Raw genomic sequence first — 24685 nt, 5'->3', positions numbered from 1 at the left:
GCCACTGCCATCGCGGCGGCACAGGAACCATCATCAGAATCGCCCCTGGGAGAGAGATTCACGCGCCAAACACTAGCGATCCAGCGGCGGCTGCGAAGGCCGGTTGGACGGCAACGGCGGGCCAAAGGCCCGCTCTACCCTCGCTTCACTGCACCCACCGGCGTCGGGCCGTCGCCGAGGAACTTGCGCGGATTGACCACGCGCCCGTTCTCCCAGACTTCGAAATGCACGTGCGCGCCGGTGGAACGGCCGCTGGAGCCGGCCTTGGCCACCTCCTGACCCACCCGGACCAGGTCGCCGGCCTTCACCGTCAGCCGCGAGTTGTGCGCATAACGGGTGATGTAGCCATTGCCATGGTCCACGTCGATGACGTTGCCGTAGCCGCCCTTGACGCCGGCGAAGCTGACCACGCCATCGGCCACCGCCAGCACCGGGTCGCCGACCCTGGCCTTGAAGTCGATGCCCTTGTGGTACTGGCCGCCGCCGCCGAACGGGTCGGCGCGGCCGCCGAAGCCGGAGGTGATGTAGCTGTTGGCGATCGGCATCCGCGACGGGGTGGCGTTCTTGTCCAGCTCGCGGTTGAACAGCAGCGCTTCCAGCACCGACAGCTGCTGGCCGGAAGCGGCGAACTGGCGCTCCAGCCGCTCCACGCCGGATTGCAGTTCGGCCGGCTTCATGTCGTAGCTGACGTCGTTGCCGCCCAGGCCGACCGGTTCGTTGAAATCGAATTCGCCGTCCTGCAGCTGGCCGACCCGGGTCAGGCGGTCGCCCAATGCGTTGAGACGGTTGGCCTGGGCCTGCAGCTCGCCAAGACGCGCGGCCATGGCGTTGATTTCCTGCTGGGCGCCGCGGCGGACCTGGGCAAGCTCGCTGTCGCGCTGCTCGGCGCTGGCCTGCAGCATCGACACCTGGGCCATCCCCAGCGCGCTGCGGCCGCCGACACCGGCCACCAACCCTGCCATGAGAAGAAAACCTGCGCTGGCCAACGGCCGCGCGATGAAGACGCCACGTACCTGGTTTGATTTTCTTGTCAGCGATTCGGCCAACCAGGCGCGTGTATTGTTAGCGATGTTTTGAAAAGTCATAGATACCGATGTCTGATCCGAAGTCCAGAACGCGTCGCCCCGCCAGCACCCCGCAACCTGCCCTGCAGGCAGCGATGTCGGATGCCGCCACCGACCCGGTGCGGCGGGCCCTCTGGCTCGACGCTCTGGAACAGCAACTTCGCCCCTGTTTACCCCCGGCCCTGTCGCAGCATTGCCGGTTGGCGAATGTCGCGGATGGACGGCGGCTCGTTTTTATCGTCGACTCCCCTGTGTGGCGGGCCAAACTGCGCCTTGCCGCACCCGAACTTATCAACGCGGCCCAATCCATCGGACTGAAGGCCACCGAAGTGACCATCAAAACCTCGACCACGCCGCTCAGCCCAGCACAACCGGCCCAACGTGCGGTCAACCCACTTTCGGAAACTGCGCGCAAAGCGCTGTCAGCTGTCCTGGCATCCCTGAACGATTCCGTCTCCGCGGAACCGGATACCACTCCCGACCACCGGCGCGGCGGCCGGAAACGTTAAGTCCCGGGCGCACAGGCCAACGCATACTACCGGCGGAAGGCGATCCGGTCGTTAGTCATTCGTTATTTTTGTGTTAAATTCAGAAATGCCCGATGTGACGAGTCACATTTCCGGCATTGCGTAATCGCAACACCGCGGGCCTCGGAAACCGGGTTACCTGTTCAGGAATAGCCGGAAGATCTGTGCGCGATCCCGTAACCGCCCGCAGGTCCAGGGCGAAGCAGCGGCCAGCCAACCCGGCTCTGCAAGACCAAAATCCTTGCGGGAGTGGCGCGGGCATGCCCGCCCCGGTCGGTCATGACGGAGGCTTCATCGCGAGTCACGTCGCCCCGCAAGGCAGCCCCTGACGTGCCGCCGGAGATCGCGAACAGGTTCTGGGCGCTGGCCCAGCGGTCAGCCGGCCAGCGCCGGATTGCCGTAGGCGACCGGTGCCGGGCGCTGGGCCGGGTCGAAGCTCACCTCTTCCCAGGCCGAGGTTTCCGCCATCAGTGCGCGCACCAGCTTGTTGTTGAGCGCATGGCCGGATTTGTAGCCCTCATAGGCCCCCAGGATGGGGCGGCCGGCGAGATAGAGATCGCCGATGGCGTCGAGGATCTTGTGGCGCACGAACTCGTCGGCGTAGCGCAGGCCGTCGTCGTTGAGCACGCGGAACTCGTCCAGCACGATGGCATTGTCCATCGAACCGCCCAGGCCCAGGTTGCGCTCGCGCATGTATTCCAGATCGCGCATGAAGCCGAAGGTGCGCGCACGCGCCACTTCCTTGATGTAGGCGCCGGTGGAAAAGTCCACCTCGGCCCGCGACTGCGAAGCCGGAATCATCGGGTGATCGAACTTGACCGTGAAACCGATACGGAAACCGTCGTAGGGCTCGAAGCGGGCGACCTTGTCGCCGTCGGTCACTTCGACCGGGCGCAGGATGCGGATGAAGCGCTTGGGCGCGTTCTGTTCGACGATGCCGGCGGACTGCAGCAGGAACACGAACGGACCGGCGGAACCGTCCATGATCGGCAGCTCGGCCGAGGACAGTTCCACATAGACATTGTCCACGCCCAGGCCGGCCAGCGCCGACATCAGGTGCTCGACCGTCTGCACCTTGGCGCCTTCGCGGCTCAAGCCGGTGCATAGCGTGGTTTCGGTCACCAGCTCGGCGCTGGCGGGAATTTCGATCACCGGGTCCAGATCCACGCGCCGGAACATGATGCCGGCATCGATCGGAGCCGGCCGCAGCGTCATGTAGACCTTTTCGCCGCTGTGCAGGCCCACGCCGGTGGCGCGGATCACATTCTTGAGGGTGCGTTGCTGGGCCATTGGCTCGGACGTGGGAGGTGCTGCGAGAGCGGTGAGAATAGCACGCAATTAGCTGAATCTTAACGGAAGATCCGGTGTGTCCCACTACCGAAACAATCCGCTGGTAGGGCTCTTTTCAGCCTTGCCGGAAACAAAATGCTGCCGGGCCGGACGACCCGGCAGCGAAGGGACATGGCTTTGCTTCCTCCCCTGCGGTAGGCAGGCGAGGGGCGGAGAAGGGCCCGCGGCGCCTTGGCAGTCCGGCTCTCGTTGACTACCGAGCGGTGCGAAGTCCGCACTCGACAGATCACGATGCCGAACCGTCAACGGCCCCGGCTTACCCCTCCCCAGCCCTCCCCTGCTTGCGCAAGGGAGGGGGCTGCATCAGGAACTCGAGCAGTCATCCCTGACTTACCCTCCCCAGCCCTCCCTGCTTGCGCAAGGGAGGGGACTGCTTCAGGTAACTCCAATCAATCCGGCTGGCGAATCAGGGACTCGGTCAGTCGGCCTGGCGACGCAGGAACGCCGGGATGTCCAGGTAGTCGCTGGGCAGTTCCGCCGCAGCCGGCGCCGAGGCCGGTGCGCTGGCCGCCACGGAACCGCCGCCGCGGCGCAATCCCAGCGAACCGACCGCATCGGCCACCGGGTCCATGCCGGCGACGGCGTCGTGGATGGGCATGCCGGTGGTGCCGTCGCGGACCAGCTTGATCGGCGCACGCATCGGCTCGCGCTGGCTGCCGCCCAGATCGCCGCGCACCGGCTGGCGCACGGCGGCACGGTTCAGGCCGGTCGCGACCACGGTCACGCGCACCTCGTCCTGCATGTCCGGATCCAGCACGGTGCCCAGCACCACGGTGGCGTCCTCGGAAGCGAAGCCTTCGATGGTGCGGCCCACTTCGTCGAACTCGGCCATCGTGAAGTCGGGGCCGGCGGTGATGTTGACCAGGATGCCGTTGGCGCCGGACAGGTTGACGTCGTCCAGCAGCGGATTCTGGATGGCGCTCTCGGCCGCGGCCTGCGCGCGGTCGTCGCCGCGTGCCGAACCGGTGCCCATCATCGCCAGACCCATTTCGCTCATCACCGTGCGCACGTCGGCAAAGTCGACGTTGATCAGGCCCGGGCGCACGATCAGATCGGCAATGCCCTGCACCGCTCCCAGCAGCACGTCGTTGGCGGCGCGGAACGCCTGGATCATCGTCGCGTTGCGGCCCAGCACCGTGATCAGCTTCTCGTTGGGAATGGTGATCAGCGAATCGCAGTGGTGCGACAGCTCCTCGATGCCCTTCAGCGCCACCTGCATGCGCCGGCGGCCCTCGAACGGGAACGGCTTGGTGACCACGGCCACGGTCAGGATGCCCATTTCCTTGGCCAGCTGCGCGACCACCGGCGCGGCGCCGGTGCCGGTGCCGCCGCCCATGCCGGCGGTGATGAACACCATGTCGGCGCCTTCCAGCGCCTCGATGATGCGCTCGCGATCTTCCAGCGCCGCCTGCCGGCCGACTTCCGGGTTGGCGCCCGCGCCCAGGCCCTTGGTGACGTTGCCGCCCAGCTGCAGCTGCAACTTGGCGCCGCAGTTCTTGATCGCCTGCGCATCGGTGTTGGCGGTGATGAATTCCACCCCGTCGACGCTGCCGCTGACCATGTGCGCGACCGCATTGCCGCCGCCGCCGCCGACGCCGATGACCTTGATCACCGCATTCGGAGCCATTTTTTCAACCAGTTCGAAATGTGCCATGTCCGTTGTCCTCTTATTTAGTTATGTGTTGCTGGGTGAATCGGGTGTTGCCTTGTCGCCTTCGCCTTCGCCTCTTCCTGCCAGGAGTGAGAAGTGGGAAAACTTCTCGCAAGCACGCTTCTCCTCACTTCTCGCTCCTCTCCACTCACTTCTCGCTCCTTCAGAACTCCCCGCGGTACCAGTTCTTCAACTTGTTGAAGAAACTGCCGGCCTTGCCGGTGGGCAATGACGGCCGTCGCGGGTGTTCGATCTGGCTGCCCATCAGCAGCAGGCCCACGCCGGTGGCGTGCACCGGATTGCCCACCACCTCGCCCAGGCCCTGTACGTGCTGCGGGATGCCCACGCGCACCGGCATCTGCAGCATTTCCTCGGCCAGTTCGACCACGCCCTCCATCTTCGAAGCGCCGCCGGTCAGCACCATGCCGGCGCGGACCAGTTCTTCGAAGCCCGAGCGGCGCAGTTCGGCCTGCACCATCTCGAAGATTTCCTCGTAGCGCCCCTGCACCGCCTGCGCCAGCGAATGGCGCGGCATGCGCCGCGGCGGACGATCGCCCACGCTGGGCACCTGGATGCTTTCCTCGGCGGTGGCCAGCTGCGCCAGCGCGCAGGCGTAGCGGACCTTGATCTGCTCGGCTTCCGGCGTTGGCGTGCGCAGCATGTGGGCGATGTCGTTGGTGACGTGATCGCCGGCGATCGGCAACGAAGCCGTGTGGCAGATCGCGCCCTGCACGAACACCGCCAGATCGGTGGTGCCGGCGCCCATGTCGACCAGCACCACGCCCAGTTCGCGCTCGTCGCTGGTCAGCACCGCCACGCTGGAGGCCAGCGAGGACAGGATCAGATCGTCGATCTGCAGGCCGCAGCGCTGCACGCACTTGCTGATGTTGGCCGCGGCCGACTGCGCGCAGACCACCAGGTGCGCGTGCACTTCCAGGCGCACGCCGGTCATGCCGACCGGATTGCGGATGCCTTCCTGCGAATCGTCCAGCACGTACTCGCGCGGAATGGCGTGCAGGATCTTCTGGTCGGCCGGGATGGCCACCGCCTTGGCCGCTTCCAGCACCCGATCCAGATCGCCCCAGGTCACTTCGCCGTCGCGGATGGGCACGATGCCGGGAGAATTCTTGCACTGCACGTGCGCGCCGGAAATCGATGCGTAGACCGAGCGGATCTCGCAGCCGGCCATCAGCTCGGCCTCCTCGACCGCGCGCTGGATCGACTGCACGGTGGATTCGATATCCACCACCACGCCGCGCTTGAGCCCGCGCGATTCGTGCGAGCCGATGCCGATCACCTCGATGGGATTGCCGGGCGAATACTCGCCCACCAATGCGGTGACTTTGGAGGTGCCGATGTCGAGACCGACGATCAGCGATTTGTCGCCTTTGCGATTCATGTTTTAAGGCCGGGAATAGGGAATCGGGAATCGGGAATGGAAAATGCGGGAGACCAGTCCGGGACCGTTGGGTGGGCCGGAAGGGAGGCGGCGGTCGCGGCGTTGGCCGTCGCTCCTCCCATTCCCGATTCCCGATTCCCCATTCCCGGCTTTTCGCCCCATACCAGGGCAAAGCCGTTGGTGTAGCGAAGATCGGCGCGCACCAGCGGCGACGGCTGGCGCGACAGCAGATGCGGCAGCATGCGTACGAAACGGGCCAGGCGCGGGCGCGCATCGGCGCGGCCGATCACCACTTCGGTACCGTTGCCCAGCAACAGCGACCAGCTGCCGCGGCGATCCATCAGCAGGCTCCGCACTTCGATGCCCAGCGGCGCGAACAGCTGGCGCGATTCGTTGTAAAGCGCGACCACTTCCTGCACCTGCGAATCCGGCCCGCCCAGCTGCGGCAGCGCCAGGCCGTCCAGTTGCTTGGGAATCGGGAACAGCCGGCCGTGCTCGGACAGCAGCCGGTCTTCGCCCCAGCGCGCGAACGGCTTGTGCTCGACGATGCTGATCTCCATCACGTCCGGCCAGCGCTTGCGCACGTCCGCGCGCTCGACCCATGGCAGCTTTTCGATGGCGTCCTGCGCCTGCTGCAGGCTGACCGCGAAAAAGCCGCGCTGCGCATACGGCAGCACCACCGCGCGCAACTGCACCGGGTCCACGCGCTGGAACTCGCCATGCACGCGCAGCTTGGTCAGCGGCCAGCGCTCGGCGCCAATCCAGCCGTTGACCACGGCCACCACCGGCAGCGCGACCAGCGCCAGCGCCAGCAGCCAGGCAAGGATGCGCAGGGCGGCGTTCATTCGCTTGCTCCGCAAGCGACGGGACCGGGGACCGGGGACCAGGGACCGGGAACAGCGAAGCCATGCGCACGGCTACACCGTCCGCATGTCCCGAACAAGGAGGCGCCGCGCGGCTGCCTCCCCGGTCCCCGGTCCCCGGTCCCCGGTCCCGGCCTCATAGCGTCTGCTCCAGAATCCGCCAGCACAGTTCCTCGAAACCGATGCCGGCCTGCTGCGCGGATTTGGGCACCAGCGAGTGGCTGGTCATGCCGGGCGCGGTGTTGACTTCGAGCAGGTAGAAGTTTCCGCTGGCGCGGTCGCGCATCACGTCCACCCGGCCCCAGCCCTTGCAGCCGGCAGCCTGGAATGCGGCCAGCGCGATGCGGCCGATCTCGGCTTCGTCCTGGCCCTGCAGGCCGGGACACAGGTACTGGGTGTCCTCGGCCACGTATTTGGCGTGGTAGTCGTACCACTGTCCCTTGGGCACGATGCGGATCGACGGCAGCGCGACATCGCCCAGGATGGCCACGGTGAGTTCATCGCCCTCGATCAGCTGCTCCATCAGCAGTTCGCCGTCGTAGCGTGCGGCCAGTTCGACCGCAGCTTCCAGGTCGGCATCGGAGAACACGCGGGTCACGCCGACGCTGGAGCCTTCGTTGGCCGGTTTGACGATCACCGGCAAGCCCAGCGTGGCGGCGGCCTGATGCACATCCTCCCCGCTCAGCAGGCGCACGTAGCGCGGCGTCGGCAGGCCCAGCGACAGCCACACCTGCTTGGTGCGCACCTTGTCCATGCTCAGCGCCGACCCCAGCACGTCCGAGCCGGTATAGGGCATGCCGAAGGCTTCCATCAGCCCTTGCACGATGCCGTCTTCGCCGCCGCCCTTATGGCCGTGCAGGATGTTGAACACGCGGTCGAAGCGGCGCTGCACCAGCGCTTGGGCCAGCGCGGAAATGCCGTCGACCGCGGTCGCATCGACGCCGCGCGCGCGCAGCGCTTCCAGGACGTTGCGGCCGGAATCGCGCGAGACCTCGGCTTCGCTGGACGTGCCGCCCAGCAACACCGCGACGCGGCCGAAGGCAGCCGGGTCGGTCGCACGCAGCGGCGGGAATGCGTACTGGCTCATTCGGTCCGGCTCCCTGCAAATCCGTGCGCCGCGATCTGCTGGGCGACATGGCCGATGTCGCCGGCGCCCATCAACAGCAGCAGATCGCCATCGCGCAGCACATCCGGCAACACGCTCGCCAGATCCGCGACCTGCCCGACCACGACCGGTTCGTTGCGGCCGCGTGCACGGATGGCGCGCGCCAGCGACTTGGCGTCGGCGCCGGCAATCGGCGTTTCGCCGGCCGGATAGACTTCGCTGAGCACCAGCACATCCACTTCCGACAGCACCGCCGCGAATGCATCGAACTGGTCGCGGGTGCGGCTGTAGCGATGCGGCTGGAACGCCACCACCAACCGCTTGTCCGGCCAGCCGCCGCGGGCGGCGGCAAAGACCGCGGCCAGTTCGTTGGGGTGATGGCCGTAGTCGTCCACCAGCCGCACGCGCGCACCGCTGGCAGTAACAATTTCGCCAAGGTCGTTGAAGCGGCGGCCGATGCCGGCAAACTTCTCCAGCGCCGCGGCGATGTTTTCCGGCGACACGCCCAGTTGCCAGCCCACCGCCGCCGCCGCCAGCGCGTTCTGCACGTTGTGGCGCCCCGGCAGCGCCAGGCTGACCGCGATGCTGACGTCCTCGGGCAGGCGCAGGGTGAAGCGCATGCGGGAACCTTCCTGGTTCACGTCTTCGGCACGGATGTCGGCATTTTCGGCAAAGCCGTAGCTCATCACATGGCGCGGCGTTTCCGCGGCCAGCGCGGCCACTTCCGCATCGTCGATGCACAGCACCGCCAGCCCGTAGAACGGCAACCGCTGCAGGAATTCGGCGAAGGCGGCCTTGACCCGTTCGAAATCGTTGCCGTAGTTCTCCAGATGATCGGCATCGATATTGGTGACGATGGAGATCAGCGGATTCAGGCGCAGGAAGCTGCCATCGCTTTCGTCGGCTTCGGCGACCAGCCACTGGCCATCGCCGAGTTTGGCGTTGGCGCCAGCGGCCAGCAGCTGGCCGCCGATGACGAAGGTCGGATCCAGCCCGCCTTCGCTCAGCACCGCCGCGGTCAGGCTGGTGGTGGTGGTCTTGCCATGGGTGCCGGCCACGGCGATGCCGCGGCGGAAGCGCATCAGTTCGGCCAGCATCATCGCCCGCGGCACGATAGGAATGCGCTGCGAGCGCGCTTCCATCAGTTCCGGGTTGTCGGGCTTGATTGCGCTGGACACCACCACGCAATCGGTGCCCAGCACATTGGAGGCGTTGTGCCCGCGCATGACCCGCGCGCCCAGCGCGGCGAGCCTGCGGGTGGCGGCATTGTCGGCATTGTCCGAACCGGACACCTCATAGCCCAGCGTGCACAGCACCTCGGCAATGCCGCTCATGCCCGAGCCGCCGATGCCGACAAAATGGACGCGGCGGAACTCGCTGGCGAGATTGCCGGTATGTTGCAGGCGGCGTTCGCGCGCGGCGGCCATCATGGCTTGGCTCCTACGGAGCCGGGACCGGGGACCGGGGACCGGGGACTGGGGAAAAGCGAAAGGCAAGGCGACATGGAATGGTGGTGATCTACAGTCGATGTGGAAGATGACGAAAAGTGAGGGTCGGTACGGGTCCCCGGTCCCCGGTCCCCGGTCCCGGCTTCCTCAAGAATGATGTCGGCGATGCGTTCGGCCGCATCGACCTTGGCCAGATCGCGCGCGGCGGTGGCCATCGCCAGGCGCCGGCCGCTGTCGCCGGCCAGATCCCGCAGTACCGCCTGCAGGCGTTCGGGCAGTTGCTCGTCCTGCTTCAGCAGCACGGCGGCGCCGCGTTCGACCAGGAATTCGGCGTTGCGGGTCTGGTGGTCATCGACCGCCTGCGCAAACGGCACCAGCACGCTGCCGACGCCGGCCGCGCACAGCTCCGCCAGCGTCGATGCGCCGGCGCGGCACACCACCAGATCCGCCCATGCATAGGCCGCCGCCATGTCGGCGATGAAGGCTTCGACACTGGCCTCCACGCCGGCATCGGCATAGGCCTGCATCGCTTCCTCGCGCAGTTTTTCGCCGCACTGGTGGCGCACCTGCATGTCGACGGATGCGGCGCTCCCGGTCAACGCCGCGATCGCCCGCGGCAGCGCATTGTTCAGCGCGCGCGCGCCCTGGCTGCCCCCCAGCACCAGCAGGCGCAGCGGGCCCTGGCGTCCGGTCAGCCGCTCCCGCGGAGCCGGCAGCGCCGCAATTTCGTTGCGCACCGGGTTGCCCACGTATTCCTCGCGCTGCGGAAACGCGCCGGGAAAGCCGGTCAGGACGCGTCGCGCAACCCTGGCCAGGATGCGGTTGGTGAAACCGGGTGCGCGGTTCTGCTCATGGACCAGCAGCGGCGTGCGCATCAACCGCGCAGCCACGCCGCCTGGACCGGCCGCAAAGCCGCCGAAGCTGACCACCGCGCGCGGCTGGCGCCGGCGCAGCACGAAGCCGGCGGCGCGAATCGCGCGCAGCACGCGGATCGGCGCGGCCAGCAATGCCAGTGCGCCCTTGCCGCGCAGGCCGGAGATCGCCAGCGTGTCCAGTTCGATGCCGTGCTGCGGCACCAGCCGGGTTTCCATTGCGCCGTCGGCGCCCAGCCAGACCACCGGCACATCGCGCGCGCGCAGCACCCTGGCCACCGCCAACGCGGGGAAGATGTGCCCGCCGGTGCCGCCGGCAAGGATCATGATCGGCCGCTGGAGCGTGCGCGCGGTCATGCGATCCTCTCGAACGTGGGCTCGATGCGCGGACGCAGGCGGCTGGTGCCGCGCACCGCCGGTGCGGGCGCAGGCGCCGCCGCTTCCGCCGGCGCCGTTTCCGGTGCCGCCGCCGCTTGCATCAGGTCGCCACGCAACGCCACCTGGCGCTGGGTGCGCTCCAGTTCGTAGGACACCCGCAGCAGCAGGCCCATCGCCGCGCAGGTCATCAGCACGCTGGAACCGCCGGAGGAAACCAGCGGCAGGGTCAGGCCCTTGGTCGGCAGCAGGCCCAGGTTGACGCCGATCGAGACGAAGCTCTGCAGGCCGATCCACAAGGCGATGCCGAACGCGCAATAGCCGGCGAAGTGGCGGCGCATCTCCACGCAGCGCAGGCCCACCCACAGCGCGCGGCCTACCAGCAGCGCATACAGGCCGATGACCAGGCAGATGCCGGCAAAGCCCAGCTCCTCGCCGATCACGGCCAGGATGAAATCGGTATGCGCCTCGGGCAGATAGTTGAGCTTCTGCACCGAGCCGCCCAGGCCAACGCCGAACCACTCGCCGCGGCCGATGGCCATCAGCGCATTGGTCAGCTGGTAGCCGCTGCCGAACGGATCGGCCCACGGGTCCGAGAACGAGGTCAGCCGGCGGACGCGGTAGGGTTCGGCGATGGCCACCACCGCCAGCAGCGGCAGCCCCACCAGCACCGGGCCGAACATGCGCGGCATGTTGACCCCGCCCAGCACCAGCATGCCGGCGGTGATCGCCAGCAGCAGCGACGCCGAGCCGAAATCCGGCTGCAGCAGCAGCAGCACCACCAGCCCGGCGGCCACGCCCAGCGGCTTGAGCATCGCCGGCCAGGTGGCATTGACCTCGTCGCGGAAGCGCACCAGGTAGCTGGCCAGCCAGACGATGAACAGCACCTTCACCACTTCCACGACCTGGAAGTTGGACACGCCCAGGTTGATCCAGCGGTGCGCGCCCTTGACGCTGACGCCCAGCCCGGGCACGAACACCATCAACAGCAATATGAAGCAGGCCAGCAGCAACAGGCGGTTGTACTGCTCGACCAGTTTCAGCTCGGTGCGCATGGCCCATACCGCCAGGCCGATGCCCACGGTGAGGAACACCACATGCCGGCTGAGGTAATGGAACGGCGTGCTGCCCATCATGATGGCGCTGGACGCCACCATCACCACGCCCAGGCACGCCAGCGCCAGCGCCGCGCCCAGCAGCCACGGGTCGTAGCGGCCACCGATGGCCTCCAGTCGCGTCGCCTGGCGCAGGGAGTCGTTCATCAGCGCACCTTCAGCGTCGCCAGGCCGACCAGGACCAGGATCACCGAGATGATCCAGAAGCGGACGATGACCCGCGGCTCGGGCCAACCCTTCAACTCGAAGTGGTGATGGATCGGCGCCATCCGGAACACGCGCTTGCCGGTGAGCTTGAATGAGGCGACCTGGATCATCACCGACAGCGTTTCGATGACGAACACGCCGCCCATGATCACCAGCACCAGTTCCTGCCGCACGATCACCGCAATGGTGCCCAGCACCGCGCCCAGCGCCAGCGCGCCGATATCGCCCATGAACACCATCGCCGGGTAGGTGTTGAACCAGAGAAAGCCCAGCCCGGCGCCGGCGATGGCCGCACAGATGATCACCAGTTCGCCCGCGCCCGGCACCTGCGGAATCTGCAGGTAGCTGGAGAACACCGCATTGCCCGACGCGTAGGCGAACACGCCCAGCGCGCAGGCCACCAGCACCGTCGGCATGATCGCCAGGCCATCCAGGCCGTCGGTCAGGTTGACCGCATTGGAAAAGCCGACGATCCAGAAGTAGGCGATGGCGATGAAGCCCAGCCCGGCCAGCGGCAGGGCGATGGTCTTGAACAGCGGGATATAGAAGGTGGTCGCCGCGGCCACATCGGCGGTCTGCCACAGGAAGATGCCGGCCGCCAGGCCGAAGATCGACTGCAGCAGGTATTTCCAGCGCGATTTCAGCCCGTTCGGGTCGCGCCTGACGATCTTGATCCAGTCGTCGTACCAGCCGATCACGCCGAAGGCGATCATCACCGCCAGCACCAGCCACACGTAGCGGTTGCGCAGGTCGCCCCACAGCAGCACCGACAGTAGCACCGTGATCAGGATCAGCGCCCCGCCCATGGTCGGGGTGCCGGCCTTGGAGAAATGCGTCTGCGGGCCGTCCTGGCGAATCGGCTGGCCGCCCTTGAACTGGGCCAGCTTGCGGATCACCGCCGGCCCCAGCCACAGCGACAGGAACAGCGCCGTCAGCGCCGCCAGAATGCCGCGGAAGGTCAGGTAGCCGAACAGGGCGAAGAAGTTCTCCAGGCTCTGCAGCCAGCGCGTCAGTTCAAGCAGCATGTGTCTTGTCCTCCCCAGCGGACAGCAGTGCGGTCACGATGCGGTCCATCGCGCTGCCGCGCGATCCCTTGACCAGCACACGCAGATTGGCCGGCGCGGCATCGCCGCCGCCGCCGCCGGCAATCGCAAGATCGGCAAGCAGGACCTCGGCCAGCGCCTTGTGGTTGTCGAAATGGCGCGCGCCTTCGCCGAATGCGGCGCAGGCGGCCTGGCTCAACGGTCCCAGCGCATACAGGCGCGCGATGCCGGCGGCCTTGGCGCGCTGCCCGGCTTGCGCATGCAGCGCCTGGCCATCGGCACCGAGTTCGCGCATGTCGCCCAGCACCAGCCATGCCGGCCCCGGCTCTGCCGCCAGCGTATCGATGGCCGCCGCCAGCGAACCGGGATTGGCGTTGTAGCTGTCGTCGATAAGCACAGCGCCATTGACCAGCCTGCGTGCGATCTGGCGTCCGGCCACCGGCTGCGCGGCGGTCAATCCCGCCGCAATCACCGGCAGGGACACGCCGCAGCCCAACGCCAGCGCCGCCGCGGCCAGCGCGTTCATCACGTTGTGCCGCCCCGGCAGGTGCAGGTCTATGTCGGCCTCGCCCGGCGGCGCGGTCAGGACAAAGCGCGAGCCCTGCCCGCTCGTCCGGATATCGCGCGCGCTCACATCGGCCGTGGATTCCAGTCCGAAGCGGATGATCCGCCGGCCGGAAGCGCGCTGCGCGAAGTATTCGGCGAACGCGTCGTCGGCATTGATGACCGCCACGCCGTCGGCCGGCAGCGCTTCATAGATGGCGCCCTTGGTTTCGGCCACGCCCAGCAGCGAGCCCATCCGTTCCAGGTGCGCCGGCGCGACATTGTTCACCAGCGCCACTTCGGGCGCGACGATGTCGGTCAGATAGGCGATATCGCCGGGTTTGCCCGCGCCCATTTCGTAAACCGAAAAGTCGGCATCGTCCGGCGCGTCGATTACCGCCAACGGCAGCCCGATCTCGTTGTTGCGATTGCCGGGATTGGAATAGGCGACGCCGGCGCGCTGCAGGATCGACAACGCCATCGCCTTGACGCTGGTCTTGCCGTTGCTGCCGGTGATGGCGACCACCTTCTCGACGTGATCCTGCTGGATTCCCGCGGCGATGCGCGCCAGCGCCAGCTGGCTGTCGGCCACGATCACCTGCGGCAGGTCCACCTTGACCGCATGCTCCACCAGCACCGCCGCCGCACCGCGCATGGCCGCGTCGTAGGCGAAATCATGGCCGTCGAAACGCTCGCCGCGCAGCGCCACATACAGGCTGCCGGGGTGCAGCGCGCGGGTATCGTTGGCGATCGCGCCGATCAACGCATCATCGCCGCGCAGGTCGCCGCCGGCCCAGTGCGCCAACAGGGAAAGGGGCAGCCGCTTCATGGCCGCTCCCCCGCATCCTGCGGCCGCACCGCTTGCGTATCGCTGCGCGGCAAGCGCGCATCCAGCGCCTGCCGCGCGACTGCGGTGTCGTCGAACGGATGCTTCACGCCATTGATTTCCTGATAGGGCTCATGGCCTTTGCCGGCAATCAGCACGATGTCGTCGTTGCCCGCCTCGGCAATCGCGTCGGCGATGGCGCGCGCGCGGTCGCGCAGCACCACCGCCTTTTGCGGCTCGGCGAAGCCGGCCATGATGTCGGCGACGATGCGGTCGCCGTCTTCGCTGCGCGGATTGTCGTCGGTGACGATCACCCGGTCGGCCCAGCGTTCGGCGCTGGCGGCCATCTGCGGCCGCTTGCCGGCATCGCGTTCGCCGCCGCAGCCGAACACGCAGATCAAGCGGCCGTGCGCATGTTCGCGCAGGCTGGACAGCGCCTGATCCAGCGCATCCGGGGTGTGCGCATAGTCGACGACAACCAGCGGCCGCCCATTGCGGTCGCCGTCGCCGCTCTCGCCGCCCAAGCGGTTCATGCGCCCGTGGATCGGCTGCAGGCGCGACAGCGTGCGGGCGATTTCCGCCGGCGCTTCGCCCAATGCGTTCAGCGCGCCGGCCACCGCCAGCAGGTTGTCGACGTTGAAGCGGCCGAGCAGCCGCGACTGCACCGGGTGGGATTCGCCGCCGCTGTCCAGTTCGAAGGAAATGCCGCTGGCGTCCAGACGCAGCGAATCGGCGCGCAACGCCGCCTCGGCCTGGCCGCGCGAGCTGACCCCGATCGCCTGCACGGTGGCCGGCAGCGACGCGAACAGTTCGCGGCCGTAGTCGTCGTCCAGGTTGACCACCGCCGACTTCAGACCGGGCCAGGCGAACAGCCTGGCCTTGGTCGCACCGTAGCTGCTCATGTCGCCGTGGTAGTCGAGATGGTCGCGGGTCAGATTGGTGAATACGGCGACATCGAAATGCACGCCATCCACGCGGCCCTGGTCCAGCGCGTGCGAACTGACTTCCATCGCCACCGCCTTGGCGCCGGTATCGCGCAGTTGCGCCAGCAGCGCATGCATCTGCAACACCAGCGGCGTGGTGAATCCGGTCGGCACCACTTCGCCGTACATGCCCGCGCCCAGCGTGCCGATGCTGCCGCAGCGGGTGCCGCGGATATGCCAGGCCTGCGCCAGCAACTGCACGGTGGAGGTCTTGCCGTTGGTGCCGGTGACCGCAACCATGTTCATCTCGCGCGACGGATAGGCGTGGAAACGGTCCGCCAGCCCGCCCATGCGCTTGCGCAGATCCGGCACCGCGATGGCGTCCTTGGGAACGTCCATTCCGGCCGGCGCGGGCGGTTCGAACAGGATCGCGCTGGCGCCGCGCTGCCGGGCCTGGTCGACGAAGCCCAGCCCGTGCGCGCCGAAACCGGCGATCGCCACGAACGCGTCGCCGGGCTCGATCGCGCGGCTGTCCTGGACCAGGCCGCGCACGACGATATCGCGCGGCGCGTCGACATCCGGCAGCAGTTCGGTCAGCGCCATCATCCGCCTCATCGCAGCACCCCGGAGTCCGCCGCCGGGTCCGCCATTGCGGCGGGGATGGTGTCGTCATAGGCGGCGGCATCGTTGGCTTGCTCGATGCTGATCGGCGCCGGCGCTTCCGCCGGCCTGCGCGCGGCCAGTTTCGCCTCGCCTGCGGCCTGCGCGGCCAGCCAGGTTTCGATATCGTCCGGCGGCACGTCCATCAGCCGCAGCGCGCCTTCCATTACGTTGTGGAAGACTGGCGCCGACACCGCGCCGCCGTAGTAGCCACGGTCCGGTTCGGGATCGTTGACCACCACCACCATCGAGAAGCGCGGGTTCTCCACCGGCACCACGCCGGCGAAGAACGACACGTAACGGCGCGAATAGCCGCCGCCGCTGGCCTTGCGCGCGGTGCCGCTCTTGCCGGCAACGTGATAACCCAGGATCGCCGCCTGCGTTGCGGTGCCGCCGGGTTCGGTCACCGTCTGCATCATCTTCAGCACTTGCTGCGCGTGCGCCGGGTCCAGCACCTGCCGGGCCTCGTTGCGCTGGCCCTTGACGAAGGTAGGCGCTATCAGTTTGCCGCCATTGGCCAGCGCCGCGTACGCCTGCGCAATCTGCAGCGGCGTCGCGCTCAGCCCGTAGCCGTAGGCCATGGTCGCCTTCTGCAGACCGTTCCAGCGCGCCGGCGGCATCAGCACGCCGGCCGACTCCCCGGGGAAGCCGCTGCCGGGCTTCTGCCCGTAGCCGAAGCTCTGCAGGGTTTCGTAGAAGTAGTCGTTGGGCAGCCTGGCCGCCAGCTTCGCCGCGCCGATGTTGGAACTCTTGGTGATCAGGCCGGTGACGGTCTGCACGCCGTAGTTGCGGAAATCGCGAATGGTGTAGCGGCCCAGCGCCATGTGCCCGGGGGAGACGTCGATGCGGGTTTCCGGCGTCACCAGCCCGGCCTTGAGCGCCGCGGCCACGGTGATCGGCTTCATCGTCGAGCCCGGCTCCACCACATCGGTGACCGCGCGGTTGCGGCGGGCATCGGGCTTGCCGGCGTTGACCGCGTTGGGGTTGTAGGTCGGCAGGTTGACCATTGCCAGCACTTCGCCGGTGGCGACGTCCAGCACCACCGCAGAACCGCTGCTGGCGCCAAGTTCCAGCAGCTGGCGCTTGAGTTCGCGGTAGGCCAGGTACTGGATGCGGCGATCGATGCTGAGAGTCAGATCCTTGCCCGGCTGCGCGGCGCGCAGCAGATCGACGTTCTCGACGATGCGCCCGCGGTTGTCGCGGATCACCTTCTTGGCCCCGGGCGTGCCGCGCAGCCATTCGTCGAATGCCAGTTCCAGCCCTTCCTGGCCCTGGTCGTCGATGTTGGTGAAGCCCAGCACATGCGCCATCGCCTCGCCCTGCGGGTAGAAGCGGCGGAATTCGCGCTGCGAGAACACCCCGGGGATGCGGTGGTCGAGAATGCGGCGCGCTTCGTCCGGATTGATGCGGCGCTTGAGATAGATGAATTCCTTGTCGGCGCGCTGCGACAGCCGGTTGACCAGATGATCGGCCGGCACATCCAGCGCCTGGGCCAGTTCCGGCAGGCGTTCGGGAAATTTGAGCAGTTCCTGCGGATTGCCCCACACCGATTCGACCGGCGAAGACACCGCCACCGGCTCGCCGTTGCGGTCGGTGATCATGCCGCGCGAGGTCGGAATCGGGATTTCGCGCAGGAACCGCGCATCACCCTGGCGCTGGTAGAAATCGTTGTTGATCAGCTGCACATAGGCGGCGCGTCCGACCAGGCTGAACGAGCACAGGCCCAGTGCGCCGACAACCAGTGCCAGCCGTCCGCGCAGGTTGAAGCGCGCGCGGTTGCGGTTCTTGATCGGCGGCATATTGCGCGGCGGCATGTTCCTGGACGCGTTCATGGGCGCACCACCACCACATCCGCGGCTTCGGGGAACTTCATGCCCAGGCGCGTACGCGCAATCTGGTCGATGCGGTTGCTTTCGGCCACGGTCGCCTGTTCCAACTGCAACCGGCCGAACTCGATGTTCAGCTCATCGCGATCGCGCTCCAGCCGCGACAGCTCGACGAACAGCAAACGGTGGCGGTGGCGCGCATAGATCACCCCGATCGCCGAAGCGACCGTGGCGACGATCAGCACCGCCAGCAGCACGCGGGTCATGGCGCGCTCCTCTGGAGCGCCGGGAAACGGGAAGACCAGCCATTCGGCTGTTGAAAGCGGGGAGTCGGGAATCGGGAAAGCCGCGCCGCGCCGCGTCCGGCAGCCCGCCTCGAGCCTTTGCTTGCGCTCTTGCTTTCTTCGATTCCCGATTCCCGACTCCCGATTCCCAGCTTTTCGGCCACCCGCAGCACCGCACTGCGCGCGCGCGGGTTGGCGGCGGTTTCTTCGGGCAGCGCGCGCTGCGCATCGCCGATGGCGCGCAGGGTCGGCACGAAGGCATCCGGCGCCGGCAACCGGCGATTGCCCGGCGGCGCCTTGGCGTGCTGGGCGATGAAACGCTTGACGATGCGGTCTTCCAGCGAGTGGAAGCTGATCACCGCCAGGCGCCCGCCCGGCTTGAGCCGCGCCAGCGCACCGTCCAGGCCGGTTTCCAGATCCGCCAGTTCGCGGTTGATATGGATGCGGATGGCCTGGAAGCTGCGGGTGGCCGGATGGATGTCCTGCTTCTTGCCGCGCGGCATCACCGCGGCGATCAGATCGGCCAGCTCTGCCGTACGCGTCAACGGCGTTTCCGCGCGGCGGGCAACGATGGCGCGGGCAATGCGCCGGCTCATCCGCTCTTCGCCATAGGTCCACAGCACATCGGCGATGTCGCGCTCGTCGGCGCGCGCCAGCCAGTCGGCGGCGCTTTCGCCGGCTTCCGGATCCATGCGCATGTCCAGCGGACCGTCCTTGCCGAAACTGAAACCGCGCTCGGCCACGTCCAACTGCGGCGACGACACGCCCAGATCCAGCAGCACGCCGTCCAGGCCCTGCGCGGCGGCGTCCCAGTCGGCGATGGCGGCAAAACTGCCGCGCCGGATGACGACGCGGTCATCGCCCGCGAACGTCAGTTCGGCATGCGCGATCGCTTCAGGATCCTTGTCCATCAGCAGCAGACGGCCTCCCGGGCCCAGTTGTTGCAACACGCCGCGCGCGTGCCCTCCACGCCCGAACGTGCCGTCCAGATACGTCCCGTCTTCCTTCACCTGCAGCCCTTCCATGACCTGCGCGTACATCACCGGCAAATGCTGCACTGGAAGGTGAGCGGCCTGCGCGGACTGCCGCGTGCCGTCACCCTTGCTCACAATCTCAACTCAAGCATGTGGTCGCTCAGATCGTCGTCGCCGATGGTCTGGCGGATCTGCGCGTGGTGCGCCTGCTCGCTCCAAAGTTCGAACTTGTCGCCCATGCCCAGCAGCACGGCTTTCTTTTCGATACCCACCGCGCTGCGATGGCTGGCGGGAATGCTGATGCGGCCGTTGCCGTCCAGTTCGACCGGCGTGGCGGCACCGACCAGCTTCAGCTGCAGCGCACGGTGGGCGGCGCGGGTGCTGGGCAGGGCATTGACCGAGTCGCGGACCCGCTGCCATTCCTTTTCCGGGTACAGGTACAGCGAACCGGACTCGAACGGGTTGTAGGCGATGACCAGGCGGTTGCCGCACTCGCGCGCGACCAGTTCGCGGTAGGCGGTGGGCACCGCCATCCGGCCCTTGTCGTCAACTGTGATGGCGGTCTCGCCTTGAAACACTGCCGTTGCACCCTGCCCGTTCGCTTGTAGGCGTTAATTGAAACACGAAAAACCACTTAAAACCCGGTTTTCCCACATATACCCACATTAGCACCGCACACAGGGTTGTCAACAGCCGGATAGCAAAGAAATCGTCTTGTGTATCAATGGCTTGCAGGCAACTTCATAGAATTGTTCAAGGCTTATCCACAAGTCACTGTTTAGTCTCAAATTTTGAGATTCGACGATGATTCACCGACGTGAGCAGAGCTTCACGCGCGTCTCAAGCGATGTTGCGACGCACCACTGGCCGTAGCCGTCCTGCGGGTCCAGAATCCGGCCATGTGCGTCCTAGCCCTGGCCTGGAACTTCCATCCGCGCTGGCGATTGCTGCTGGCCGGCAACCGCGACGAATTCCATCAGCGGCCGACCGCGGCGCTGTCCCGCTGGCCGGATGAGCCATCGTTACTGGCCGGCAGGGATCTGGTGTCAGGCGGTACCTGGGCCGGCATCGACGACCGCGGCCGGCTGGCGGTGGTCACCAACGTCCGCGACCCGCGGGTGGCGCTGGCGCAGGCGCCATCGCGCGGCGGCCTGGTCAGCGGGTTCCTGCAGCAGGCGCGCAGCGTCGACGAATTCGCCAACGATCTGCTGGCGCATGCCCCGGCCTACGCGCCTTTCAATCTGCTGCTGGCCGATGCCGACGGCTGCCGCTTCATCAGCAATCATCCATTCCCGCGCCAGCGGACGGTGGCTGCCGGCATCCATGGCCTGTCGAACGGGGATCTGGACGAGCCGTGGCCCAAGACCCAGGGGCTGAGCCGCAGGCTGGCGGCCTGGGTCGCCAGCGATTCGGACGAAGTGTCACCGCTGTGGCAGGCATTGGCCGACCGGACCCCGGCCGCTGATGAAGACCTGCCCGATACCGGCATCGGCCTGGAACGCGAGCGCCTGCTCTCCCCCGCATTCATCGACAACGCCGTCTACGGCACCCGCGCCAGCACGCTGATCGCCATCGGTCACGACGGCCGCGGCTGGATCAGCGAACGCCGTTTCGGTCTCGACGGCATGTTCGAAGGCGAAACCACGCTGCGCACCGGCGATTATTGAAGGGAATCCGGTAGAGCGACGGCAGTTGCGACCGTGTCGCCCAAAGGTGGTTGGACACAGGCAAGTGCAGATAAATAGCGGGATGTCTTCCCCGCCATACCCGTTCCATCTGTGTCGAAAGCGCTTCGATGCACCGGGCTTTTTTGCATGGCGCGGCTCCAGACCCGCCCTACGCGGCCATGTGATTGTTGAAATCCTGCGGGAGTGGTGCCGGCATGCCGGCATTGGTGTGTTGCGATGGAGCTTTACCGGTAAAGCCCCATCGCGACTCACGTCGCTCCCACAGTTGGAAAGAGATGAATGAAGATGGTCGGGCAAGGCTTCGACATGCCCGCTGTTCAGCCCCTGAGTCAGGGGCGACTCGCGGCAACGCCGCGAGTGGGGTGTGGAAGCACAAGCCTGGGGCCCGCGATGCGAACGCATCGTGGGGCTTTCATTGACGCAGAGCATCGGGCATGTTTCGCCACGTTCTGCTGCTCAGCCCCTGAGTCAGGGGCGACTCGCGGCAACGCCGCGAGTGGGGTGTGGAAGCACAAGCCTGGGGCCCGCGATGCGAATGCATCGTGGGGCTTTCATTGACGCAGAGCATCGGGCATGTTTCGCCACGTTCTACTGTTCAGCCCCTGAGTCAGGGGCGACTCGCGGCAACGCCGCGAGTGGGGTCTGGATGCACCAGCCGGGGCCCGCGATGCGAATGCATCGTGGGGCATTCATTGACGCAGAGCATCGGGCATGTTTCGCCACGTTCCGCTGTTCAGCCCCTGAGTCAGGGGCGACTCGCGGCAACGCCGCGAGTGGGGTCTGGATGCACCAGCCGGGGCCCGCGATGCGAACGCATCGTGGGGCTTTCATTGACGCAGAGCATCGGGCATGTTTCGCCACGTTCTGCTGCTCAGCCCCTGAGTCAGGGGCGCGCTCGCGCAGCGAGCGGGGGTGTGGAAGGACATCGCGGGGCCCGAACTTTGCAAAGCAAAGTTTGGGCTTTTCCTGGGCGAAAAAAGAACTACCGCAAACGTTTTTTAGCCCCTGAGTCAGGGGCGACTCGCGGCAACGCCGCGAGTGGGGTGTGGAAGCACCAGCCTGGGGCCCGCGATGCGAACGCATCGTGGGGCTTTCATTGACGCAAGCGTCAATGAAAGCGGCGGAGCCGGCCGGTAAGCCGGGTTCTGTCGTGGACAGTCATTCCTCTAGGCGCAGCGTCGCCGCTACGCTCAAGCAACCTACCCGGAGGCACTGCGGGCCGCAGCATAGCCTCCCTATTTGGTCTTGCTCCCGGTGGGGTTTGCCGTGCCGGTCCGTTACCGGACTCGCGGTGCGCTCTTACCGCACCATTTCACCCTTACCTGTGCCCTGCCACCCCTGTATCGCCAAACCATCCTCCAACCCTGAGGGATGGGTTTGGTCGCCGCGCTACGCGCGTCGCCAAGTACCCGAGCTCTCCCTCAAACCCTGAGGGAGGACTTGGTCGCCGCGCTACGCGCGCCGCCAAGTACCCGAGCTCTCCCTCAAACCCTGAGGGAGGACTTGGTCGCCGCGCTACGCGCGTCGCCAAGTACCCGAGCTTTCCCCCAAACCCCGAGGGAAGGACTTGGTCGCCGCGCTACGCGCGTCGCCAAGTACCCGAGCTCTCCCTCAAACCCCGAGGGAGGACTTGGTCGCCGCGCTACGCGCGCCGCCAAGTCCGGACATGACTGGGCGATACAGGGGTGACAGGGCCATCGGCGGTATCTTTCTGTTGCACTTTCCGTCGGCTTGCGCCGCCCAGGCGTTACCTGGCACCGTGCCCTGTGGAGCCCGGACTTTCCTCGGCATTGTTTCCAATGACGCGACTGTCTGGCCGACTCCGCCATGCGCATTGTCGCACGCTGGACACCGCCAGCGCGGCGTTGCGCGCGGACAGGTTCAGGGGAAGGCCAGTCCCACGGCTAACGCCACCGCCGCCATTGCCAGCACCACGCACCAGGGCGGCAACCTGGCCCACATCAAGGCGGCAGCCGCCAGCATCACCAGCGCCACGTCGTGCCAGTCGCGCACTGCCGTGGTCCATAGCGGGTCGTAGAGCGCGGCCAGCAGCAGCCCCACCACCGCGGCGTTGACGCCGGCCAGCGCCGCCTGCATCCAACGGTATTGGCGGATGCGCGACCAGAACGGCAGTACGCCTATCACCAGCAGCAGCGACGGCAGGAATATCGCCACCAGACACAACCATCCCCCGGCCCAGCCGCCCGGTCCGGCCGACATCGCCGTGCCCAGGAATGCGGAAAAGGCGAACAACGGCCCCGGCAGCGCCTGCGCCGCGCCGTAACCGGCGAGGAATTCATCCGCCGCGACCCAGCCGGGCGCCACCACTTCGGCCTGCAGCAGCGGCAGCACCACATGACCGCCACCAAACACCAGCGAACCGACCCGGTAGAACGCATCGAACACCGACAGCGTCGCGTTTGGGCTGCGCTCCGCCATTACCGGCAGCAACAGCAACAATGCGGCGAACAACGCCAGCGCCACGCCTCCCCAGCGGCGCGACACAGCCACCGCAAATCCCGGCCCCGCTGCCGGCAGCATCCGCCGGTACCAGAACTGGCCGACGAGCGCGCCAACGGCAATCACCCACAGCTGCGTCGTCGCCTGCGGCCACAGCAACATCGCCACCGCAGCGGCCAGCATCAGCAGCCAGGAAGCAGCATCGCGGCAGAACATCCGCGTCATTCCCCACACCGCCTGCGCCACCACCGCCACCGCCACCAGCTTCAGGCCATGCAACACGCCGGCCGGCAAACCCTGGCCCCAGCGCAGGATTCCGAACGCGAACGCCATCATCAGCAAGGCCGATGGCAAGGTGAACCCGCACCAGGCCGCCAGCGCGCCCCGCAAGCCGGCCTGGCGAAGGCCGATGGCCATACCGACCTGGCTGCTGGCCGGTCCGGGCAGGAACTGGCATAGCGCCACCAACTCGGCGTATTCGGAGTCCGGCAGCCAGCGCCGGCGCACGACGAACTCGTCGCGGAAATACCCAAGATGCGCGATGGGGCCACCGAAGGATGTCAGGCCCAGGCGCAGAAAGGCGACAAAGACGGTGCCGGCGTTCAACGGCGGAAACTCAATGCGGGCCCGCAGATTTCACGGCGGGTCCTTCATCCCGTACAAGGCTTTCCTCGGCGCACCGGTAATGTCGGCCGCCAATTTGGCCGCGGTCGACGGCGGCAGATGCTGGCTGAGCATCGCGTAGACGCGCCGGCCTTCGGCCAACTGCGCTTCGGCATCATCGCCGGCGCCCTGCACGACGACCACAAACTCGCCCTTGCGCTGGTTGTCGTCGACTTCGACCTTGGCCTGCAGTTCGGCCAGCGTGCCATCGAGCACGGTCTCGAACAGCTTGGTCAGCTCACGGGCGATGACCGCCGGGCGGTCGTCGCCGAAAGCCGCGCGCATGTCCGCCAGCGATTCGGCGATGCGGTGCGAGGACTCGTAGAACACCAGCGTGCCGGTTTCACCGGCCAGCCGCGCCAGGTGTTCGCGCCGCGCCGACGCCTTGGCCGGCAGGAAGCCTTCGAAGACGAACCGGTCGCTGGGCAATCCGGCCACGCTCAACGCGGCAATCGCCGCGCAGGCGCCGGGAACCGGGCTCACCGGCACGCCGGCCGCGCGCGCGGCGCGGACCAGGCGATAGCCCGGGTCGCTGACCAGCGGCGTGCCGGCATCGCTGATCAACGCCAGCGACTCGCCCGCCGCCAGCCGCGCGACCAGGCGCTGCGCCAGCGCATCCTCGTTGTGCTCATGCAGGGCCAGCAACGGCTTGTTGACGCCGAAGTGCGACAGCAACTGGCCGCTGCGGCGGGTGTCCTCGGCGCAGATGGCGGCCACCCCGCGCAGGGTCTCCAATGCGCGCGGCGACAGATCGGCCAGGTTGCCGATGGGCGTGGCGACGATGAACAGAGTTCCAGCAGTCATTTAAGTGACGATCCT

General features: G+C 67.3%; 20 protein-coding genes and 1 other RNA gene. 2 read left to right on the top strand and 19 right to left on the bottom strand.

The genetic code is table 11. The features are described from left to right. Window positions 1-134: 134 nt before the first annotated feature. Complete coding sequence (locus tag CRO39_RS16665; protein WP_238394692.1) at window positions 135-962, bottom strand: M23 family metallopeptidase; 828 nt, start codon at window positions 960-962, stop codon at window positions 135-137. A gap of 131 nt (window positions 963-1093) precedes the next feature. Between CRO39_RS16665 and CRO39_RS16660 the strand changes: the two genes are divergently transcribed. Continuing rightward, a complete protein-coding gene (locus CRO39_RS16660) occupies window positions 1094-1573 on the top strand; it encodes a DciA family protein (RefSeq protein WP_097123090.1) in 480 nt (159 codons plus the stop codon). 393 nt (window positions 1574-1966) lie between these two features. Here the strand turns inward: CRO39_RS16660 and lpxC are convergent, their stop codons facing one another. From lpxC to mraZ, 15 genes are all read right to left on the bottom strand, one after another. Continuing rightward, window positions 1967-2881 carry a UDP-3-O-acyl-N-acetylglucosamine deacetylase gene (lpxC, locus tag CRO39_RS16655; RefSeq protein ID WP_097123089.1) on the bottom strand — a complete coding sequence of 305 codons (915 nt, stop codon included), beginning with the start codon at window positions 2879-2881 and terminating at the stop codon, window positions 1967-1969. Window positions 2882-3359: 478 nt separating this feature from the next. Next, window positions 3360-4595 (bottom strand): cell division protein FtsZ, encoded by a 1236-nt coding sequence (ftsZ, locus tag CRO39_RS16650; RefSeq protein WP_097123088.1) that lies wholly within the window; start codon window positions 4593-4595, stop codon window positions 3360-3362. 160 nt (window positions 4596-4755) lie between these two features. Next, window positions 4756-5991, bottom strand: a complete 1236-nt coding sequence (gene ftsA / locus CRO39_RS16645; RefSeq protein ID WP_097123087.1) for a cell division protein FtsA — start codon at window positions 5989-5991, stop codon at window positions 4756-4758. Beyond that, window positions 5988-6836 carry a cell division protein FtsQ/DivIB gene (locus CRO39_RS16640; RefSeq protein WP_097123086.1) on the bottom strand — a complete coding sequence of 283 codons (849 nt, stop codon included), beginning with the start codon at window positions 6834-6836 and terminating at the stop codon, window positions 5988-5990. The genes ftsA and CRO39_RS16640 overlap by 4 nt, the downstream gene beginning before the upstream one ends. A gap of 154 nt (window positions 6837-6990) precedes the next feature. Further along, complete coding sequence (locus CRO39_RS16635) at window positions 6991-7941, bottom strand: D-alanine--D-alanine ligase (RefSeq protein ID WP_097123085.1); 951 nt, start codon at window positions 7939-7941, stop codon at window positions 6991-6993. Further along, window positions 7938-9389: a UDP-N-acetylmuramate--L-alanine ligase gene (gene murC, locus CRO39_RS16630; RefSeq protein WP_097123084.1), complete on the bottom strand. Its 1452-nt coding sequence runs from the start codon at window positions 9387-9389 to the stop codon at window positions 7938-7940. The genes CRO39_RS16635 and murC overlap by 4 nt, the downstream gene beginning before the upstream one ends. Next, window positions 9386-10636, bottom strand: a complete 1251-nt coding sequence (gene murG / locus CRO39_RS16625; RefSeq protein ID WP_238394693.1) for an undecaprenyldiphospho-muramoylpentapeptide beta-N-acetylglucosaminyltransferase — start codon at window positions 10634-10636, stop codon at window positions 9386-9388. Before murG ends, murC begins: the two co-directional genes overlap by 4 nt. Continuing rightward, window positions 10633-11916, bottom strand: a complete 1284-nt coding sequence (gene ftsW / locus CRO39_RS16620; protein WP_097123083.1) for a putative lipid II flippase FtsW — start codon at window positions 11914-11916, stop codon at window positions 10633-10635. The genes murG and ftsW overlap by 4 nt, the downstream gene beginning before the upstream one ends. After that, the gene (gene mraY / locus CRO39_RS16615) at window positions 11916-13001 is read right to left on the bottom strand and encodes a phospho-N-acetylmuramoyl-pentapeptide-transferase (RefSeq protein ID WP_097123082.1); all 1086 of its coding nucleotides are present in this window, start codon (window positions 12999-13001) and stop codon (window positions 11916-11918) included. The genes ftsW and mraY overlap by 1 nt, the downstream gene beginning before the upstream one ends. Then, entirely contained in the window at window positions 12991-14391 is a 1401-nt protein-coding gene (locus CRO39_RS16610; protein WP_097123081.1) for a UDP-N-acetylmuramoyl-tripeptide--D-alanyl-D-alanine ligase, read from the bottom strand. The genes mraY and CRO39_RS16610 overlap by 11 nt, the downstream gene beginning before the upstream one ends. Continuing rightward, window positions 14388-15926, bottom strand: a complete 1539-nt coding sequence (locus CRO39_RS16605; RefSeq protein WP_097123080.1) for a UDP-N-acetylmuramoyl-L-alanyl-D-glutamate--2,6-diaminopimelate ligase — start codon at window positions 15924-15926, stop codon at window positions 14388-14390. The genes CRO39_RS16610 and CRO39_RS16605 overlap by 4 nt, the downstream gene beginning before the upstream one ends. Then, window positions 15923-17770, bottom strand: coding sequence for a peptidoglycan D,D-transpeptidase FtsI family protein (locus CRO39_RS16600; protein ID WP_097123138.1), 1848 nt, complete (start codon window positions 17768-17770; stop codon window positions 15923-15925). Before CRO39_RS16600 ends, CRO39_RS16605 begins: the two co-directional genes overlap by 4 nt. A gap of 29 nt (window positions 17771-17799) precedes the next feature. Then, window positions 17800-18063, bottom strand: a complete 264-nt coding sequence (gene ftsL, locus CRO39_RS16595) for a cell division protein FtsL (RefSeq protein WP_097123079.1) — start codon at window positions 18061-18063, stop codon at window positions 17800-17802. Continuing rightward, window positions 18060-19121: a 16S rRNA (cytosine(1402)-N(4))-methyltransferase RsmH gene (gene rsmH, locus CRO39_RS16590; protein WP_097123078.1), complete on the bottom strand. Its 1062-nt coding sequence runs from the start codon at window positions 19119-19121 to the stop codon at window positions 18060-18062. The genes ftsL and rsmH overlap by 4 nt, the downstream gene beginning before the upstream one ends. 65 nt (window positions 19122-19186) lie before the next feature. Continuing rightward, window positions 19187-19633 (bottom strand): division/cell wall cluster transcriptional repressor MraZ, encoded by a 447-nt coding sequence (mraZ, locus tag CRO39_RS16585; RefSeq protein WP_097123077.1) that lies wholly within the window; start codon window positions 19631-19633, stop codon window positions 19187-19189. A 321-nt stretch (window positions 19634-19954) separates the two neighbouring features. Between mraZ and CRO39_RS16580 the strand changes: the two genes are divergently transcribed. Then, window positions 19955-20722, top strand: a complete 768-nt coding sequence (locus CRO39_RS16580; protein ID WP_097123076.1) for an NRDE family protein — start codon at window positions 19955-19957, stop codon at window positions 20720-20722. Window positions 20723-21861: 1139 nt separating this feature from the next. Here the strand turns inward: CRO39_RS16580 and rnpB are convergent. From rnpB to rsmI, 3 genes are all read right to left on the bottom strand, one after another. Then, an RNA gene (gene rnpB, locus CRO39_RS16575) (RNase P RNA component class A) lies at window positions 21862-22567 on the bottom strand. A gap of 57 nt (window positions 22568-22624) precedes the next feature. Further along, on the bottom strand, window positions 22625-23809 hold the full coding sequence (gene chrA, locus CRO39_RS16570; protein WP_238394694.1) for a chromate efflux transporter: 1185 nt from the start codon (window positions 23807-23809) through the stop codon (window positions 22625-22627). A 30-nt stretch (window positions 23810-23839) separates the two neighbouring features. Then, window positions 23840-24670, bottom strand: a complete 831-nt coding sequence (gene rsmI, locus CRO39_RS16565; protein ID WP_097123074.1) for a 16S rRNA (cytidine(1402)-2'-O)-methyltransferase — start codon at window positions 24668-24670, stop codon at window positions 23840-23842. Window positions 24671-24685: the final 15 nt, after the last annotated feature.

The sequence above is a fragment of the Pseudoxanthomonas wuyuanensis genome (genome assembly GCF_900215535.1).
In the GTDB taxonomy this organism is placed as follows: Bacteria; Pseudomonadota; Gammaproteobacteria; order Xanthomonadales; family Xanthomonadaceae; genus Pseudoxanthomonas_A; species Pseudoxanthomonas_A wuyuanensis.
This window is presented reverse-complemented; position numbering and strand designations above follow the sequence as displayed.

Excerpts from the sequence above, each read along its gene's own strand:
- murG (WP_238394693.1), bottom strand. The coding sequence starts at position 10,636 with ATGACCGCGCGCACGCTCCAGCGGCCGATCATGATCCTTGCCGGCGGC.
- CRO39_RS16660 (WP_097123090.1), top strand. The coding sequence starts at position 1,094 with ATGTCTGATCCGAAGTCCAGAACGCGTCGCCCCGCCAGCACCCCGCAA.
- rsmH (WP_097123078.1), bottom strand. The coding sequence starts at position 19,121 with ATGTACGCGCAGGTCATGGAAGGGCTGCAGGTGAAGGAAGACGGGACG.
- CRO39_RS16665 (WP_238394692.1), bottom strand. The coding sequence starts at position 962 with ATGGCAGGGTTGGTGGCCGGTGTCGGCGGCCGCAGCGCGCTGGGGATG.
- rsmI (WP_097123074.1), bottom strand. The coding sequence starts at position 24,670 with ATGACTGCTGGAACTCTGTTCATCGTCGCCACGCCCATCGGCAACCTG.
- CRO39_RS16635 (WP_097123085.1), bottom strand. The coding sequence starts at position 7,941 with ATGAGCCAGTACGCATTCCCGCCGCTGCGTGCGACCGACCCGGCTGCC.
- murC (WP_097123084.1), bottom strand. The coding sequence starts at position 9,389 with ATGATGGCCGCCGCGCGCGAACGCCGCCTGCAACATACCGGCAATCTC.
- ftsL (WP_097123079.1), bottom strand. The coding sequence starts at position 18,063 with ATGACCCGCGTGCTGCTGGCGGTGCTGATCGTCGCCACGGTCGCTTCG.
- CRO39_RS16640 (WP_097123086.1), bottom strand. The coding sequence starts at position 6,836 with ATGAACGCCGCCCTGCGCATCCTTGCCTGGCTGCTGGCGCTGGCGCTG.
- CRO39_RS16600 (WP_097123138.1), bottom strand. The coding sequence starts at position 17,770 with ATGCCGCCGATCAAGAACCGCAACCGCGCGCGCTTCAACCTGCGCGGA.
- CRO39_RS16610 (WP_097123081.1), bottom strand. The coding sequence starts at position 14,391 with ATGAAGCGGCTGCCCCTTTCCCTGTTGGCGCACTGGGCCGGCGGCGAC.
- CRO39_RS16580 (WP_097123076.1), top strand. The coding sequence starts at position 19,955 with ATGTGCGTCCTAGCCCTGGCCTGGAACTTCCATCCGCGCTGGCGATTG.
- lpxC (WP_097123089.1), bottom strand. The coding sequence starts at position 2,881 with ATGGCCCAGCAACGCACCCTCAAGAATGTGATCCGCGCCACCGGCGTG.
- ftsZ (WP_097123088.1), bottom strand. The coding sequence starts at position 4,595 with ATGGCACATTTCGAACTGGTTGAAAAAATGGCTCCGAATGCGGTGATC.
- ftsW (WP_097123083.1), bottom strand. The coding sequence starts at position 11,916 with ATGAACGACTCCCTGCGCCAGGCGACGCGACTGGAGGCCATCGGTGGC.
- mraY (WP_097123082.1), bottom strand. The coding sequence starts at position 13,001 with ATGCTGCTTGAACTGACGCGCTGGCTGCAGAGCCTGGAGAACTTCTTC.
- ftsA (WP_097123087.1), bottom strand. The coding sequence starts at position 5,991 with ATGAATCGCAAAGGCGACAAATCGCTGATCGTCGGTCTCGACATCGGC.
- CRO39_RS16605 (WP_097123080.1), bottom strand. The coding sequence starts at position 15,926 with ATGAGGCGGATGATGGCGCTGACCGAACTGCTGCCGGATGTCGACGCG.